General features: G+C 61.8%; 14 protein-coding genes. 11 read left to right on the top strand and 3 right to left on the bottom strand.

Annotated features, from left to right (window positions below; genetic code table 11):
• The first annotated feature begins 3 nt into the window (after positions 1 to 3).
• The 7 genes from WDC87_RS07265 (at position 4) to WDC87_RS07235 (ending at position 7,865) form a co-directional block, all read left to right on the top strand.
• Positions 4 to 3,609 (top strand): hypothetical protein, encoded by a 3,606-nt coding sequence (locus tag WDC87_RS07265; RefSeq protein WP_301655173.1) that lies wholly within the window; start codon positions 4 to 6, stop codon positions 3,607 to 3,609.
• On the top strand, positions 3,606 to 4,616 hold the full coding sequence (locus WDC87_RS07260; protein ID WP_336331292.1) for a hypothetical protein: 1,011 nt from the start codon (positions 3,606 to 3,608) through the stop codon (positions 4,614 to 4,616). The genes WDC87_RS07265 and WDC87_RS07260 overlap by 4 nt, the downstream gene beginning before the upstream one ends.
• Before the next feature lie 14 nt (positions 4,617 to 4,630).
• Complete coding sequence (locus WDC87_RS07255) at positions 4,631 to 4,948, top strand: hypothetical protein (protein ID WP_301655175.1); 318 nt, start codon at positions 4,631 to 4,633, stop codon at positions 4,946 to 4,948.
• A gap of 770 nt (positions 4,949 to 5,718) precedes the next feature.
• The gene (locus WDC87_RS07250) at positions 5,719 to 6,744 is read left to right on the top strand and encodes a hypothetical protein (protein WP_301655176.1); all 1,026 of its coding nucleotides are present in this window, start codon (positions 5,719 to 5,721) and stop codon (positions 6,742 to 6,744) included.
• The gene (locus tag WDC87_RS07245; protein WP_301655177.1) at positions 6,734 to 6,967 is read left to right on the top strand and encodes a hypothetical protein; all 234 of its coding nucleotides are present in this window, start codon (positions 6,734 to 6,736) and stop codon (positions 6,965 to 6,967) included. The genes WDC87_RS07250 and WDC87_RS07245 overlap by 11 nt, the downstream gene beginning before the upstream one ends.
• Before the next feature lie 216 nt (positions 6,968 to 7,183).
• Complete coding sequence (locus WDC87_RS07240) at positions 7,184 to 7,657, top strand: hypothetical protein (protein ID WP_301655178.1); 474 nt, start codon at positions 7,184 to 7,186, stop codon at positions 7,655 to 7,657.
• A 19-nt stretch (positions 7,658 to 7,676) separates the two neighbouring features.
• Positions 7,677 to 7,865, top strand: a complete 189-nt coding sequence (locus WDC87_RS07235; RefSeq protein WP_336331291.1) for a hypothetical protein — start codon at positions 7,677 to 7,679, stop codon at positions 7,863 to 7,865.
• Positions 7,866 to 7,868: 3 nt separating this feature from the next.
• Here WDC87_RS07235 and WDC87_RS07230 read toward each other — a convergent pair whose 3' ends face one another.
• The gene (locus tag WDC87_RS07230; protein ID WP_301655180.1) at positions 7,869 to 8,534 is read right to left on the bottom strand and encodes an SOS response-associated peptidase; all 666 of its coding nucleotides are present in this window, start codon (positions 8,532 to 8,534) and stop codon (positions 7,869 to 7,871) included.
• A gap of 78 nt (positions 8,535 to 8,612) precedes the next feature.
• Between WDC87_RS07230 and WDC87_RS07225 the strand changes: the two genes are divergently transcribed.
• Together WDC87_RS07225 and WDC87_RS07220 are read left to right on the top strand one after the other, a co-directional pair.
• Complete coding sequence (locus WDC87_RS07225) at positions 8,613 to 9,158, top strand: hypothetical protein (RefSeq protein WP_301655181.1); 546 nt, start codon at positions 8,613 to 8,615, stop codon at positions 9,156 to 9,158.
• 336 nt (positions 9,159 to 9,494) lie between these two features.
• Positions 9,495 to 10,001: a hypothetical protein gene (locus tag WDC87_RS07220; protein WP_301655182.1), complete on the top strand. Its 507-nt coding sequence runs from the start codon at positions 9,495 to 9,497 to the stop codon at positions 9,999 to 10,001.
• A gap of 101 nt (positions 10,002 to 10,102) precedes the next feature.
• Here the strand turns inward: WDC87_RS07220 and WDC87_RS07215 are convergent, their stop codons facing one another.
• Entirely contained in the window at positions 10,103 to 11,950 is a 1,848-nt protein-coding gene (locus tag WDC87_RS07215; protein WP_301655183.1) for an AIPR family protein, read from the bottom strand.
• A 263-nt stretch (positions 11,951 to 12,213) separates the two neighbouring features.
• Here WDC87_RS07215 and WDC87_RS07210 point away from each other — a divergent pair, with 263 nt between their 5' ends.
• Positions 12,214 to 13,128: an ADP-ribosylglycohydrolase family protein gene (locus WDC87_RS07210; protein WP_072166721.1), complete on the top strand. Its 915-nt coding sequence runs from the start codon at positions 12,214 to 12,216 to the stop codon at positions 13,126 to 13,128.
• A 218-nt stretch (positions 13,129 to 13,346) separates the two neighbouring features.
• A complete protein-coding gene (locus WDC87_RS07205) occupies positions 13,347 to 13,616 on the top strand; it encodes a hypothetical protein (protein WP_336331293.1) in 270 nt (89 codons plus the stop codon).
• Between the two features lie 22 nt (positions 13,617 to 13,638).
• Here WDC87_RS07205 and WDC87_RS07200 read toward each other — a convergent pair whose 3' ends face one another.
• The gene (locus tag WDC87_RS07200; RefSeq protein WP_227837336.1) at positions 13,639 to 14,715 is read right to left on the bottom strand and encodes a hypothetical protein; all 1,077 of its coding nucleotides are present in this window, start codon (positions 14,713 to 14,715) and stop codon (positions 13,639 to 13,641) included.
• Positions 14,716 to 14,755: the final 40 nt, after the last annotated feature.

Here is a 14,755-nt window from a genome sequence, read left to right as displayed (position 1 = left end):
CCAATGACGATTCTTGCAACCGATATCAAGATGCGCCAATCGCAGCGCCTCACCGACAACCCTGATGGCGGTGGACGCATGGTCCAGGCCGAGATCGTCGATGGAGCGATGAACAACCTCTTCCCCGACATCGGTGATGAAGAGCGGACCACCGGCCGCTCCACGCTCCGCAAGATGTTCGTGCACGTGGACACCCCGGGCCCTGACGTTCTGAAAGATGCGATCGCGGTCCTAATCGACCCACCGTCTGATCCGCGAGTGACGGTGACCATGTTCGCCACCGGCTCCTACAGCGACGTGCGCCTGGACGCCAAGAATCGCGTGGAGAGCTACATCACACGTGGTACCGAATCGCGTTTCATTCTGCTGGGTGACCACTTTAGCGGCCAGATGACCATTCAGGTCTATACCACCAAGGACGCACCGAGCCCGGACATCAACGACAATCTGAGCCTGCTGACGCTAGCGGCCTCGGGCCGCGACCCGGGGGAGCAGTACGTCAGGGTGAAGACCGTGCTTTCCCGTACGACCCGGACGTTTACCGATGACCAGGGCGCGTTCGAGCGCGACGTGCTGGTGATCGAGTTGGTCAACGCGCTGCTGCTCAACTTCTACGGCCAGGAGGTAATCCGGTATACGGCAACGAAGCCGGGCACCCGCATCTACGAGACCAATGTAGTCGATGCCACCAGCTACCACAGCGTGAAGCGGCTTACCGCGGCGGGGAAGCCCGGCGATCTGTCTGTGCAGATCGATTCGCCTTACGTCCCGATTGTTCCTACCTCGACGGCAGAGACCGCCGTGAGCGATGTTCTCGCTGGCATGGGAACGCTGAGTCACGTTCCTTCGGGGCCGGCCAACAGCCTGGCGCTGAGCTTCAGTAGCACTTTCGCGGCGGGAGTTGCGGTCACTCGCTTCCTCGGGACGGGCATGGCCGTCGGCAGTGTGAAGGTGCTGGTGGGCAGTATCGAGCTGACGGATGACGGCACCGGCGGCCTGGCCTCTGCGGCGCTGACACCCTGGTCGGGCACCGTCGACTATCAGGCTGGCGCCGTATCAATTGTTCACGCCACCGGCGTTGGCAGCACCAGCGTTAGTATCACCGCAACTCCTGCCGGCACCATCCCAATGCAGGGCTTCACCGACGAGATTGCGGTGACCCAGAACAACCAGGGTATGGTCTGGTTGGCCCAGTTGGAGCCGCTGCCGGCGCCGGGCACTGTCGTGGTGGATTACCGTGCGCTCGGACGGTGGTATCGCCTGACCGACAATGGCCGCGGCCAGCTCGTCGGCAAGCCTGGGCAGGGCAGTGGAACCATCAATTACATGTCCGGGTCGTTGGTGCTGACGGCCGGCGCTTTACCCGACCTGGACAGCAGCATCATCACTGCCTGGGGCACGCCGATCATTGCCGAGGCCCGTGCCGGTGACACTAACATCAAGCCGCCTGCACTGCGGTTCCTGCTGGAGCACGCAGGTGCGATCCCCGGCACTGTACGCCTCACGGTCCGGGTAGGGGGCGCCAGTGTAAGCGTGGTCGACAACGGCGTCGGTGGCCTGCTCGTCGGGTCGGAGCTTCGCGGTTCGATCACCTACGCAACGGGCGAGTGCCTCCTGCAGCTGGAGACGCTGCCAGACGCCAACAGCGTGGTGGCGGTGAGTTACGACTGGGGTGAGCCGCTTCATGCCGCGCCGCAGCCGGTTCCTGATGGAAACGGCTTGGTTTCGTTCAGCCTGCCGCAGGGTCCTGTCAAGCCAGGCTCGGTAATGCTTGACTGGGTTGTTACCGTGATGCGGGATGCCTATGACCTGGCTTCCGCGCCGCAGCCAATGCGCGTCATCGCGAAGGATGACGGTAACGGCAACTTGGTGGCTGTCTCGGTAGGCGACACGGCTGCTACCACCGCGCTAGGGGCCATCAATTACAGCACCGGCGCGGTTACGCTCCAGGCCGGCAAGTTCATGATTCGTCAGGTCTCCTACCCGCAGTACGAACTTCGCTCGGGGCGTTTGAAGGTGGTGGGTTATGGCCGCGTGGACGTGCTTGCACAGTTCTCTGCTGGCACGTTGATCTCGGTCGGATGGACGCTGGCGGGCGCCGGCTCGGAAGCGGCTGAAGAATCTCTGCAGCTTCCGCCGGTTTCCCTGCAGCTGACGCCGACCATCAGCGACAGCATCGTGCCTGGCAGCGTGAGGTTCAGCTTCCGTGGCCGCACCTACGTGGACCGCAGCGGCGGCTTGTACCACAGCGTCGACCCCATGACCGGGGCGGGTGTTTATGCCGGGACGATCGACTACACAGCTGGAGTGGTGAGCCTGACCCAGTGGTTGGCCGGTGGAACCAACAACGTGCAGATCCAGTCCTTGCTGACGCGGATTGGTGACCCCGGCGTCGCCAACAGCTTTTTCCGCGCACCGGGCTCGCCACTGCGGCCGGGCATGTTCACGCTGCGAGCCAACCGCCTGGATGGTGAGATGCTCACGGCAACGGCCGACATCAATGGGGCCATCTCCGGCGCGCAGATCCGTGGGTCTGTGGATTGGGAGAGTGGCGTAGCGAAAGTGCAGTTCGGCGAGCTGGTACCGGTAGCCGGGAATGAGGGTCAGCCCTGGTTTGATCCGGATCTTGTCGAGGGTGACCGGATCTGGCGGCCGACGCTGGTGCAAGCGGGGTCCATCCACATGGGAGCGGTGGTGTATCGCTCGATCCCGCTCTCCGAGGTCGTGATCGGCCTATCCTCCGTGCGCCTGCCGAGCGATGGGCGCGCACCGGCTTTTAAGCCAGGACAGACGGTGCTCGTTCATCACACCGCAAAGCATGTGGTGGCCTCGCCGCAGGCGAATCAGACAGTTTCCTTTGGCCGGGGGCGGGTGGCTGCAATTGAGGTGCGCGACGCGCTTGGTGCACCGGTGGATGCGGCATGGTTTGAGGCTGATCTGGATGTGGGAACGCTCAAGTTCAGTGATCCGCTGAACCTCTCCGCCTACACCCTACCGATCACGATCAGCGAGCGTGTTGAGGATCGGCGGCTGGTGGTGCAACCGCAGATCACTGGTGAGATCGAGATCAACACTGGCCTGAGCCACGACTTCCCGGCAGGCGAGGCGATGATCAGCACCGCGCTGCGATTGGGCGAAGCCAATGGCTCGCTGGATCTACAGGCGAGGGTAGTGAACCTCTTTGATCAGGCGGCCTGGTCCAATGTCTGGGCAGATCTCCCCTCTGGGAGCGTCGCGCCTGGCACTTACAACGACACCGACTACCCGCTGGTGGTGACCAACGCCGATGCAATTACCGAGCGCTGGGCTGTAAGGTTCACTTCCGCGACACAGTTTGAACTGATTGGTGAGACGGTTGGCGTTATCGGCACGGGGAACACGACTTCAGATCTTGCGCCGCTGAACCCGCGCACGGGGCAGCCGTACTTCCGGATGCGGAAGGAGGGGTGGGGCGGCGGCTGGTCCACTAACAATGTGGTGCGCTTCAACACGGTCGGCGGCCTCGCACCCGTGTGGATGATCCGCACGACCCTTCAAGGAACGCCAGAAGGGGCCAGAGATTCCACCCGATTCCTTGTCATTGGCAACGTGGCGGGGGTGGCCCAATGACTTCTGTCGCCAAGGTTTATCGTCACAGCGATCCAGGCGCCCCTCAGCTTACCGGTCAGTCTGGGAGTATGGTGGCATTGCTCGACGCGGTCCTGGTCAACGGATACGGTGTAGGTGCTGCAGCGAAAGCAGGGGCGGGCTGGGCAGTACAGTTCTCGGGCACCAATAAGCGCGCATACCGTGGCAGCGCTGAGACGGGCTCCGGCGTATATCTGCGGATTGATGATTCAGGTGCTGACCCTCGCGTGGCGAGGGTCCGGGCCTACGAGACGATGACCAGTATCGATGTGGGGACAGGCCTCGCTCCCACCGCCGCGCAATCGAGTGGCGGAAGGGTCTGGGTAAAGTCAGACAGCGCATCGAGCGCGATTCGGCCTTGGGAGATCATCGCCACGGATACGGCGTTCTATTTCTTCGCTTCGCCCATTCCTGTTGCAAGCGCTGGATACGATGGGGTCGCGATCACTCCCTGCTTTGCGGGCGATATCAATTCCCATCGCGACGGGGACGCCAGTCGCTTCATGATTATGGATAATGGCTTCGATGCTTATACGTCTTCGGCCATCCCAGGCTTTACTGCGCCTGCAGGTCGATGGAACGACTCGGGTGTCATGCCGTCGAAGGCCGTTGGGACACTGCTGCGCTCGTATACCCAGGAGGGCTCGGCAATACCCGCTGCATTGGCGCTCGCCACCTCGGCAGCCAGCAGCGTTCGCAGTTCGCTCGGGGGTGCCGGAGTTGCGTTTCCTGATCCTGTGTCCGGTGGACTGATGTTCGAACGGGCACTCGTAGTGGAAGGGGCAGGGATCATTCGAGGTTCACTGCCGGGCGTCTTCGTGCCGTTGCACGAGAGGCCGTTCTCCGATGGTCAGATTATTGAGGATCTGGCTGGTCTACCGGGTACGGTGCTTCGAGCAAAGGTAGTGTACGCGGCGGTTGGTGCCAACCCGGCTGTTAATCCAATCGACCTTGGTCAACTTCTTTTCGATATGAGCAGCCCATGGTGATGAGAGCGCTGCGAATGGGTGTCCAGCTCAGCCCCCGCTTCGTCTATCGGGGAAAGTACTATCTCGGCGGCGATCTGCCTGCTGACCCGGCGGATCCCTTAAGCCCCGATGGTCGAACGAAGATTCTCAACCAGCCAAAGAGCGTGCGAGTCCGAATCCTGGAGCGTAGGTCGATGCGGGTCGTTGCCGACGTGCGTTCGGCGAGCGATGGAACTTGGCGGGTAGATCACTTGGCAGACATTGAGTACCTGGTCATTGGTCTGGATGAGCGTGGCTTGGTAAACGCGGCCATTCAGGATCGAGTGCGCCCAGCGCCGATGATCGGACCATGACAGACGGGAGTTATGTATCGCTGAACCTTGGGCCGCTGCCGCCAGGAGGCGGCGCCCATGTTTCGCTTAACCTTGGTGTGGACTGGTTTGTAGAACCCGAACAGCCAGTAATTCGTGGTCTGAGCCGAGCAGTTGCCGTGCGCTGGCAGGCAGCCACGTCGATGCGCCTCCACCGAACATCTCCTTGGGGATCGTCTCCACGCGCAGCTGTGGGAGCTTCATCAAGCTGGGGAGGAACTCTTGCGAGCCACTCTTCTGTGATTTCGGGATGGGGGGCGTCGCCGACGGTCGCTGCCTCCACGTTCAGTTCGTGGTGCGGTCTGATGAGAGACGCGCGCCGAATGATGCCGTTCACGTGGGGCGCAATGGGGCGGTCTCGCCGGTCCCTCGAAGCGGCATGGAATTCCTCTCTCGGGCGGCTGGGCATTGGATTGGCACTGGGCTGGCGGCAGTTGTTCTCGGTATGGGGCGGCGTGTTGCTTCCTTGGGATACCAGCTCTTCAAGAATCGCACCTTCATTCCGCGGGGCCTGGTCACATCCGGGCCTCGCGCGCCTGCATCGCCGGCTGCCTTGGGGTAGCGCCGGGCGAGTGCAATGGGGAGTACGCCCGGTTGTCCCGCCTGGCCCAGACCCTGAGACTCCGTTCGCACCAGGCGACCGGATTCCGCTGAACCTGGGGTGCGACTTGGTGCGGGAACCTGGCCGCGCGCCCCTCAATCTGGGCGTCACTGCTTGCTATGTGGTGCGCCCTCACCGTAGGACCTACGTCGTGATCAACACAGTCTCTCTTGTCCGCCTTCCAGATCGCACTCCCATTGAGGTGACGCGGATCTCGCTCAGTTCCAGTCGCGGCACATGGGGCTGGACATTCGATATTGAGTTAGCCGATCCGCAGCAACTCGCGCTGCTGAAGCCCACCGCAGCGGGGCCCAGGCAGTTTGAGATCAATCTCAACGGCTACGTCTGGACAGGCATCATCGAGAGCTTCCAGAAGCAACGAGAATTCAGCGGGGGTGGCGTTCGCCTGAGCGGCCGCTCCCGGACCGCGCTGCTTGCTGCGCCTTACGCCCCGGCTCGGGTCAAGGCGACCACCGAGGAACGCAGCATGGCCCAGCTGGTAGCCGAGGAACTGGCCGACACCGGCTTCACCAGCCACTACGACACTGTCGATTGGACCGTGCCGGCTGGGGCTTGGTTCTACGACGCCAGTACGCCCCTGGATGCCATCAGCGCGCTCGCAGAGGCGAGTGGCGGCGTTGTCCAATCCGACCCCTCCGCTCTCGCCATGCGCGTGCGTGCAGCCTATCCAGCGAGCCCCTGGGATTGGCGCGCAACCCCGCCAGACCATGTGCTGCAGGAGGACATCGTGCTGACGGAGAGCCTGCAGATGCGCAGCGCGCCCCTGTACGATGCTGTCGTGGTGACGGGTGAACTGGCCGGCAAGGGCGTCACATGCAAGGTGCGCCGGTCGGGCGAGGAGGGCCGCCTCTATGCCCAGCAGGTCAGCAGCCCGCTGATCACCGTGCCTGCGGCAGGAGCGGAGCGTGGCAGGAACATCCTGTGCGATCGCGGAGAACAGGCGGCAGTCGACCTGACGGTGCCGCTGTTCGCCCAGCCCCTGAATGCTGGCGAGATCGGACTGATGTTGCCCTTGGACCTAGTTGAGGTCGTCGGTGCTGACGGGACGTGGCACGGCCAGTGCGAGTCGCTGCGCATCGAGGTCTCGGCGGACGATCGGGCCGTGGTGATTGAGCAAACGGCAACCCTGGAGAGGCACTACACCGATGCGGACTGAACTTTGGGACCAGTTTGGTGACCTGGTTGGCGGCAGCCCGCGGCTGATCGCCACAGTCACTGCGCACAACTCCGATGGCACCAGCAGCCTGACCACCTATGACGGCGTGCAGATGCGCGCCTTCGGCCACCTGCAGCTGGCACCGCCCTACAACGTGTGGGTGCGTGGAGGCAGGTTGGTGGAGGCTGCTCCGAATCTGCCGCTCTATGAATTGATCGTTTGACGAAGCTGGGCGCTGCCCGGATGCCGGCAAGCATCCAGGCGGCGCCGCAACACGGGTAGTCTCAGCACTTGGCATTGGCCGTGGCCCTGTCCCCTCGCGAGAGCGGCGGGATTGTCTTCCTCGATAGTCGGACTATTGAAAGAAGAGCTTTTGGAATTACCACTTTCTCGGCGGTCCGTGTAGAGTCCAAACACCGAGCGATGCAATGGAATGTCGATGAAAAAGCGGAAGAAGCTGCCGAAGAAACTGCTTAAGAGCTCGAATCAAACAAAATCTTATCAGGCAAGAAGGAAGCTGATGGCAAACCAGAAAAATGGGCGGTCGGCTAAGCCGGTCGAGAGTGCACTCAAACCTCACCGCCACCTTAGTATAGTTGCCGACAACGTGCTGAAACCTCTTTTTGTTGGGCTAAGTTGCCTCGCGATCGCTGCATGGCTTGGCGCGGCAATTTGGATGAAGCGGGATCTCCAAGGCTTCTTTCGTAGCTTTCCAGTTGATGTCTATCTAGCCTTGCTCCTCGTCACAGTAGTGGTTTGGCAATGTACTGTTGATCTGCTGGATTGGAAGGGGGCTCCAGCGAAAAACTTGGCGTCTGTAGGGTGTCGTCTGGCCGGATTGTTCTTGGCCTTGTTTGCGCTAGTTCAGCGGGATGTTATTACGTCTCCCTTTGATTGGTTCGGAAAGCTGTAAGGATGCCTTGAGAGAGCTGATGCGCATCTCGGCCGGGCGCTTCGTGGTCCCGACCAACTACCACCCTCAGGTCCGAGATGTGTTCGCCGGCTTCGACCTGGTGCCGCCGCAGCTGGACTACACCATCGGCGACGGGCAGGGGAGAGGGAAGAAATTCAGAGAGTTGATCATCAAGAGCTGGGACGACAGCAAGGCCACCCTGCTGTAGACGTCACGCAACTTGCTGGAGCAGGTCCTCGCGATTGTTGCGTGGCGTGTTGACGGCACGGCCGACCCTGTACGCCTCCATGGACGGAGGCGAGCTTGCCAGCAGCATCGCCATGGCATCGTCGGGGCTGACTGCCATCCATTCATCGATCTGGCCGGCCTGCAGCCATACCGGCATGCGGTCGTGGATGTCGGCGGAGACCCCGCTGCTGTCGCCGGTGATGATGGTGAAGGTGCCAAGGTTCCCGTCGGGGAGTAGGGGGCTGGTGTCCTCCCACAGACCTGCAGCCAGCAGCGGTTGCGCCGCGTGGATGAACCACGGGTCTTTCTTGCCGTCCTCGGGGCTGACCGACCACTCGTAGTACCCGGACATGGGGATCACGCACCGGCGCTTCTTGAAGGCCGACCGGAACGCCGGCTTGGTAGCCACCGTCTCGATCCGGGCGTTGATGGTCGAACCCTGCAGGCCCTTGGCCTTGGCCCAGAACGGCAGCAGGCCCCACGCCAGCCGAGTTACCTGCCGGCCTTCGCCGCGGTCCAGGATCACCGATGCGCGCTGCGTCGGCGCAAGGTTGTAGCTGGGCTGGATCTCGGCCAGGCCGGGAGCAAGGTCAGCCAGCCCCGGCTGGCCGAAGTCGATTACGGGGAGCTGGACGAATCGGCCGCACATATGGAGCATGTACCCTTACGGCTGTGACGCCACTGACAATTCCGGGTAGCTATGGGGACGGAGAAGTTCAAGCCATACATGGAATTCACCGCACAGGGAAAAGCCTACGAAGCCCTGATGTTGATGATTTCGCAGCTGGAGAAGAGGGTACATTCGCCAGCGGAACTGCTGCCGGTCGTGGTGTTTATGGCTTTCACCGTGGAGGCGTATCTAAACTCCTTGGGCGCCAGGAACATTGAGTTCTGGGATCAGATCGAGCGCATTCCCTGGAGGAAGAAGGTCGAAGTTCTGCATTTGCATGCAGGCAAGGAGTTTGATTGGGGAAGCAAGCCTTTACAGTACGCCAATCAGCTCTTCACGCTTCGCGACAAATTGGCCCATGGGAAGCCTGAGGTAATCGAGGGGCCTGTCTGTGCAACTCGTCAAGAAGCCGAGGAAAAGCTCCTTGTGGAGATGGTGAATCCGCCTTGGTTGAACACGCTGGCTGGGGGGTGGCTTGGAGGCGCAAGGGATAGGTTCCGGGGGCTAATGAATCACCTATCCGGTCTCTATGGTCTCTCCCCTGCTGATCACCAGCTGCATTCCCAAGGGCGCTTTGAGACGATTCATCCGGAGGCGGAATAGGCTTCGAACGTTGCCTCGGGTTCTTTCAGAGCTTCCTACCTTCCCGGCATGTAGGTGCAGCCCGACCCAACAGAGCGAAGTTGCCCGATGGTGTCAGCCGGGGAGGTCCGGCATCCTCACTTCGCCGGATCCGGGGCCGCAGGCAGCTCAACCCGGGGGCGCGTGAGCAGCGCCATGCCGGCACAGAGTCGAGTCAGGCTCGACTCTCCGATTCGGGCAAATTGACGATTTCGTCAAATCGCCGATGCAGCGCTTAACAACTCCTTCCTCGAACGATTCAGGCAGGTCGCTGCCGCGTTCGCAGGATCTGCGACGGCCGGTCGTATTCTTCCGGCCATGCGTTCCTCCCACGGCTACCACGGCTTCCGCACCGCTCCGATCCCCTCTGGCTGGGTCCAGACAGGCGAGCGCTGGGCGCTCTGGTACAACGGACGCGAGACGGCCAGCGTCACGCCCGACGGCGGCCCCGGGGTGCGCCTTTGGATGGAAGGCCAGAAGATGTGGCATGTGAAGCAAGTCCGCGCCGCCAACGTTCGACAGGCGAAGCGCTACGCCGAGCGCTGGTGCGCGGCCAGGCTCTATCCCGAACTGCCGCTGCGTGAGGCCGTCGCCCGGCTGACCGATAGCACGCCGATCCAGCCGCCCCCGCCACTGCCTGGCCTGCCTCCGACGCGCGAGCAGCGGCAACAGGCCCGGCGCCTGGCCGAGGCTGGGGCAAAAGAGATTGAGCGGATCAAGGCGGCGCTGGAGCCGCGCAAGCCGCCGGTAGAGACGAAGCCCCGCCCGAGGGACGCACGCAAGGCGTGGTTGAGAGAAGGCCTGCAGCGGCTGCGTCATCGATAGTCAGCATGCCGCCATGATGGGATGCACGTGAAGTAGCATCGCAGTGCGCCTGGTCTGGGACTGGGCTGGATTTCTCCAGCCCCGCCCTGCCATCCCGTGCCTCAGATGAGTGGAGCCGGGGTGGCGACCTTCTTCGCTGCCTTTTTGGCGGCTTTGCGCTTAGGTATTGCTACCTTTTTGACAATCGGCGTAGCTGGTGTGGATGGCTCAGGCGTGCCTACTGGCACCTTGAACTTGTGTTTTGCTGCGTGAGCCATCACTGCGTCAAAAACGCTGCCCGATTCTGATGGATTCTTGAAGAGGATAGCCAAGTGTCGCCCCTCGTAATCCTTCTGCAAGACCTGTTCCGCATAGCCTGCTAGCGCTTCCATGAGTTCCCGGAAAGATGGGCCGACATGTGGTGCTAGTGCATTGAAATCGCTGACTGGCTTGTCCAGGTGCTTTCCCAGTCGAAGTGCAAAAGCAAGGCTCGCCAATATACGGTTTCCGTGCACGAGAACACCATGTTTCGGCCCTGACTTCTTGGGTAACTGGCTTTTGGTGCTCTCTATCCAAGCGTCAATTGCTCTTAGGCAGATTGCAGCATTAAACGCGCGCGAGCCTGTGGTTCCGGGATTGAAAATCGTGGTATATGGCGGCTTGGTAAGGTCTACGTAAAAACGGCCAAGGCCCGTTTTGACTTGGACTGCCAAGTTTGATTTACCTAGTGCGCACGCTAGGGCAGACGTTACTTCAAGGACGTCGCAGCTGTTGGCCGAGGGAGAATACTCATCGCTACGCATGTACTGATAGTCGATGTGCTCCATCGCCATTTCCTCTCGGAGGCGGTGCTGCTGAGGATCTTGTGCAACAAAGTCGCGCGGTTCAATACGGTTTTGCAGGTTGTTTGCTTTGGCCACTTCCTCGCCAAATTTATCTGGCGCATGGTTGAGTAGAATTACTCTTACAGAAACCCGAACCTTGCCAAGAGAAGCCTCGTCTTCTATGAGGCCCAAGGTGCTGACAGTCTGCGCGCCATTCACGATTGACGCTCCAAGCAGCGAGAACACGCCTGCATCCCGCGTTGACCCCGCTGCTGGTGCCTGCGAAGTGTTCTCCGCGATGACGGTGATTCCGTTATTAAAGTACCAGAAACGTTCCGGTGCATCCTCCGCAGTCTGACGGATCTGGGCGTTTACATCGGTGGTCCCCAAGGAATGACGGATATTAGAGGACAGCAGTCGCTTGCCGTGGTCTTTCCACCACTGACGAATCGTTAGTCCATCAACCAGTCCGAAGTACGCGGGGTACGGTTCTCTGACGAAATGCCAATGAAGCATTTGGCAATCGAGAGACACATTCCCTCTCGCCCCGTCAGATGCGATAGAGCTGTAAACCTCTTTGAGCCCGATGGTGGAAGAACTTGCGATCGGGGTAATTCCACCAGAGTTGACCTCCTCCTCAAACCTGGTGATATGCGCCGTAGCCGGGGGTGATAGGACGCTCGCTCCAGTTGAGACGACAATTAAGTGGATAGTGGTTCCTGGCTCTTGGAGTCGCTTGGTAATATCGGCCACCTTGGACGCCAAGCGCGCGTGAAAGCCAGATGCATTAACCTCAATAAGGTCGAAAGCGCCCTTAATAAAGGACCCAATGTCCTTGGCGGCCGGTTCGCCAAATCCCGCATGTATCCACTTGGACTGAACCAAGATCACTCTCGCTTCGTCAGCCTCATAATAAGCTGCGTCGATACCGTTATCGTCTTGCCCGTCCCAGATACTCTTGACCGCGTCCTGTACAGAGCAGTCAGTTGCCATCTGCACTGCATGAGCTGCCAGGGCGCGGCTCAGGAACATATCGTCGTTCAGCTCGCCATGAGGATTCAGCGCGGTGCCAAACGTGGCCTTCAGCCGTGTCGCAATCTGAGAAGTGTGAAGTTTAGACATCCCTATCTCTACAAAGGTGAACAAGCGGACTTCGATTGTATGACATCCTGCTTATGCTGCTATGGGTGTCGGTACGGGTGTCATTGTAAGTTAAGTCAATGAATTTGCGGTCTTATTTGCGGATTGCAAATCCGTTTACAGCGGTTCGATTCCGCTTGAGGCCTCCAATTGAAAAGCCCTGACTCCGGTCAGGGCTTTTTTGTTGGCTGCGATCGCTTTCGCGCTCGCACGATCGTTGCGCGGCTGGCGGTCAGTCATGGCGGCGGCGGCGGCGCTACACTTGCCTGATGAACCAGATTGATCACTTCCGCGGCGCCTTGCTCGGCCTCGCGTGCGGCGATGCCGTCGGTACCACGCTGGAGTTCAAGCCTCGTGGCAGCTTCACCCCGATCACCGACATGGTGGGTGGTGGGCCGTTCCAGCTGCAGCCGGGGCAATGGACCGACGATACCTCCATGGCGATGTGCCTGGCCGAGAGCCTGGTGCGTTGTGACACCTTCGATGTGCACGATCAGATGAACCGCTACGCCAACTGGTACCGGCATGGGTACTGGAGTGCGACCGGCGAGTGCTTCGATATCGGTATGGCAACGCGTGCTGCGATCGACCGGTTCCTGCAGGATGGCCATCCGCTGGCGGGGAGTGACGACCCACGCAGCGCTGGCAATGGCTCGATCATGCGTTTGGCGCCGGTAGCATTGCGCTACGCCGGGACTCCCGACCTGCAGGCCATGGCCGCGTTGAGTTCGCGAACCACGCACGGTGCGCAGGAGTGCCTGGAGGCGTGCCGCCTGCTGGCGGTCGCGCTGGAGCGGGCGTTGGCAGGTGGCACCCGTGACGCTGTGCTGGATCTCAGCAATGTCCCCGTCGAGAGCGCGCGGCTGCAGCAGATCGCGGCGGGCGGCTACCGCGGTGCCACGCGTGAGCAGATCCGTGGCAATGGCTATGTTGCCGACAGTTTGGAAGCTGCACTCTGGTGCTTTGATCGCCACGACACCTTTGAAGCCGTCGTACTCGAGGCGGCCAATCTTGGCGAGGACGCCGACACCACGGCCGCCATTGCGGGGCAGCTGGCGGGCGCATTCCATGGTGCGCGCGGAATCCCCGGGCGGTGGTTGCAGCGGCTGGCCCTGCGTGCCGAAATCCAGGCGCTGGCCGATGCGCTGCACGCCTTGAATCAGGGCAGCGACTGCGCTGCGTGAGTCGGGTTCCCTGCCTGTGAACTGCGCCGGCAGGGCGCTCCCTGCGGCCGCCATTTCCGACGCCGCGCTGCTTCACCTGCAGCCGTTCGCCGCGCCCCGGTCGCCAGTCTCAGCCGGCCACGACATGGAAAGGCGCTATGGTCGAGTTCCACGTCTCAGGGAGCCGCAATGGCGAGCAAGGACATCACGCGTCGTTCCAGCCACGGAGCGAAACGGAAATGAGCAAAGTCACGGCAGATGTGCGCTGGTTGACCTTCCGCTTGAAGAACGGGCAATCCATTGGCCCGGATCGGCTGAAGGACGGATGGGTCATCGCCTCGGAAACCGCCCGCTGCGGGGTGCTCCGCGAGCATATCGAAGGGTCGGGCCTGGTGTATGCCCTGTACGCGCCGGCCAACCTGGCCTCACCACGGCGCGCGGAAATGCGCATGCGCGAATTCCTGATGAGCTCGGGCTATACCTTCACGATGGGCACGCTGGGCGGCTGAGCTGCGCGCGGGCCGCGATTGCTCAACGCTGCGCGGCCTTCAGCGCCTCGATGATCTGCGCGCCGGAGAAGCCACAATGGCCTTCGCCAACGGGCGGCAGCACCTGTGGCAGCGGACGGGCGCCGGCCCGTGCGGCCGTCTGCGGATACACCGTCTGCATGCGCGGCACGATCGTCGGGTCGTTGTTGTTGAACTGGATCACCAGCGGTCGTCTCAACGCACCGCTCAATGCCAGCTCCCTGCGGACAGCGGCCTGCGCGGCAGGCACGGCGTCGACACGTTGCACGCCGGCATTGAACGCCATGTCGTCACCGAAGCCGCTGTAAGCCACACCTCTGTTGCCCACCGGCATGCCGCCACTGCGCGTGGCCAGTTCGTGCAGGACCAGTGCATGCAGGCTGATCGTGCCGGCCAGTGCATCAGTGGACACCTGCAGCCGCTGTGCCAGCAACGCGGCATGCGAGGGGCTGCGTTGCAGCGCATTGGAGATGCCCTGGTACAGTTCGCCCTGTGGCAGCGCAGCCGCGTCGCGTGAGACCAGGCCCGCAGCCGGCAGACCTTCGGCCTTGGCAAAGAAGTAATCGAAAGCGACCAGCGTGGTCAGCAGATCACTCGCGATCTGTTCGCCACTGAGATTGGCGCCGCATAGCGACACACCACCGGCGTAGTGTTGCGGGAACCGTTCGAGGCTGGCGAGGGTCACGGTGCCGCCCATCGAAAATCCCAGCATCCAGATATGGCGCACATGCTTGAGTTCAGCCATTGCATGCCGGCGCAGGCGTTCCATGTCGGTGATCGCATCGGCCACCGCCCAGCCCTGGCTGGCATAGGCGCTCTGCGCGACGGCGTAGCCTGCCGCCAGCAGTGGCGCGGTGCCGTCATTGGCAGCCATCGGCGTAGCACGTGGCATGCCTACCGGCTCGTAGCCGTGCGCCAGCATCACCAGGTCACCGTTCCAGTCGGCCGGCACGTCCAGGCGCCACGGCGCGCCCTGCAGCTCGCCGCTCAGCGTGCGTGCCGCCGTTGGCGCTGACGCCAGCAAGGTCGTCGAAGGCAGCAGCAGGCCGAGGGCGAGGGCGCATCGAAGCAGGGCGGGCATCGGGGTCATTCCATGCGGGAATGACCCCGAGCATAGATGC

The organism is Stenotrophomonas maltophilia group sp. Smal12 (assembly GCF_037079935.1).
In the GTDB taxonomy this organism is placed as follows: domain Bacteria; phylum Pseudomonadota; class Gammaproteobacteria; order Xanthomonadales; family Xanthomonadaceae; genus Stenotrophomonas; species Stenotrophomonas sepilia.
The sequence above is the reverse complement of the archived record's forward strand: the minus strand, read 5'-3'. Positions and strand labels throughout refer to the sequence as shown.

Excerpts from the sequence above, each read along its gene's own strand:
- WDC87_RS07210 (WP_072166721.1), top strand. The coding sequence starts at position 12,214 with ATGAACCAGATTGATCACTTCCGCGGCGCCTTGCTCGGCCTCGCGTGC.
- WDC87_RS07235 (WP_336331291.1), top strand. The coding sequence starts at position 7,677 with ATGCGCATCTCGGCCGGGCGCTTCGTGGTCCCGACCAACTACCACCCT.
- WDC87_RS07265 (WP_301655173.1), top strand. The coding sequence starts at position 4 with ATGACGATTCTTGCAACCGATATCAAGATGCGCCAATCGCAGCGCCTC.
- WDC87_RS07200 (WP_227837336.1), bottom strand. The coding sequence starts at position 14,715 with ATGCCCGCCCTGCTTCGATGCGCCCTCGCCCTCGGCCTGCTGCTGCCT.
- WDC87_RS07255 (WP_301655175.1), top strand. The coding sequence starts at position 4,631 with ATGGGTGTCCAGCTCAGCCCCCGCTTCGTCTATCGGGGAAAGTACTAT.
- WDC87_RS07225 (WP_301655181.1), top strand. The coding sequence starts at position 8,613 with ATGGAATTCACCGCACAGGGAAAAGCCTACGAAGCCCTGATGTTGATG.
- WDC87_RS07230 (WP_301655180.1), bottom strand. The coding sequence starts at position 8,534 with ATGTGCGGCCGATTCGTCCAGCTCCCCGTAATCGACTTCGGCCAGCCG.
- WDC87_RS07240 (WP_301655178.1), top strand. The coding sequence starts at position 7,184 with ATGAAAAAGCGGAAGAAGCTGCCGAAGAAACTGCTTAAGAGCTCGAAT.
- WDC87_RS07245 (WP_301655177.1), top strand. The coding sequence starts at position 6,734 with ATGCGGACTGAACTTTGGGACCAGTTTGGTGACCTGGTTGGCGGCAGC.
- WDC87_RS07260 (WP_336331292.1), top strand. The coding sequence starts at position 3,606 with ATGACTTCTGTCGCCAAGGTTTATCGTCACAGCGATCCAGGCGCCCCT.
- WDC87_RS07205 (WP_336331293.1), top strand. The coding sequence starts at position 13,347 with ATGAGCAAAGTCACGGCAGATGTGCGCTGGTTGACCTTCCGCTTGAAG.
- WDC87_RS07220 (WP_301655182.1), top strand. The coding sequence starts at position 9,495 with ATGCGTTCCTCCCACGGCTACCACGGCTTCCGCACCGCTCCGATCCCC.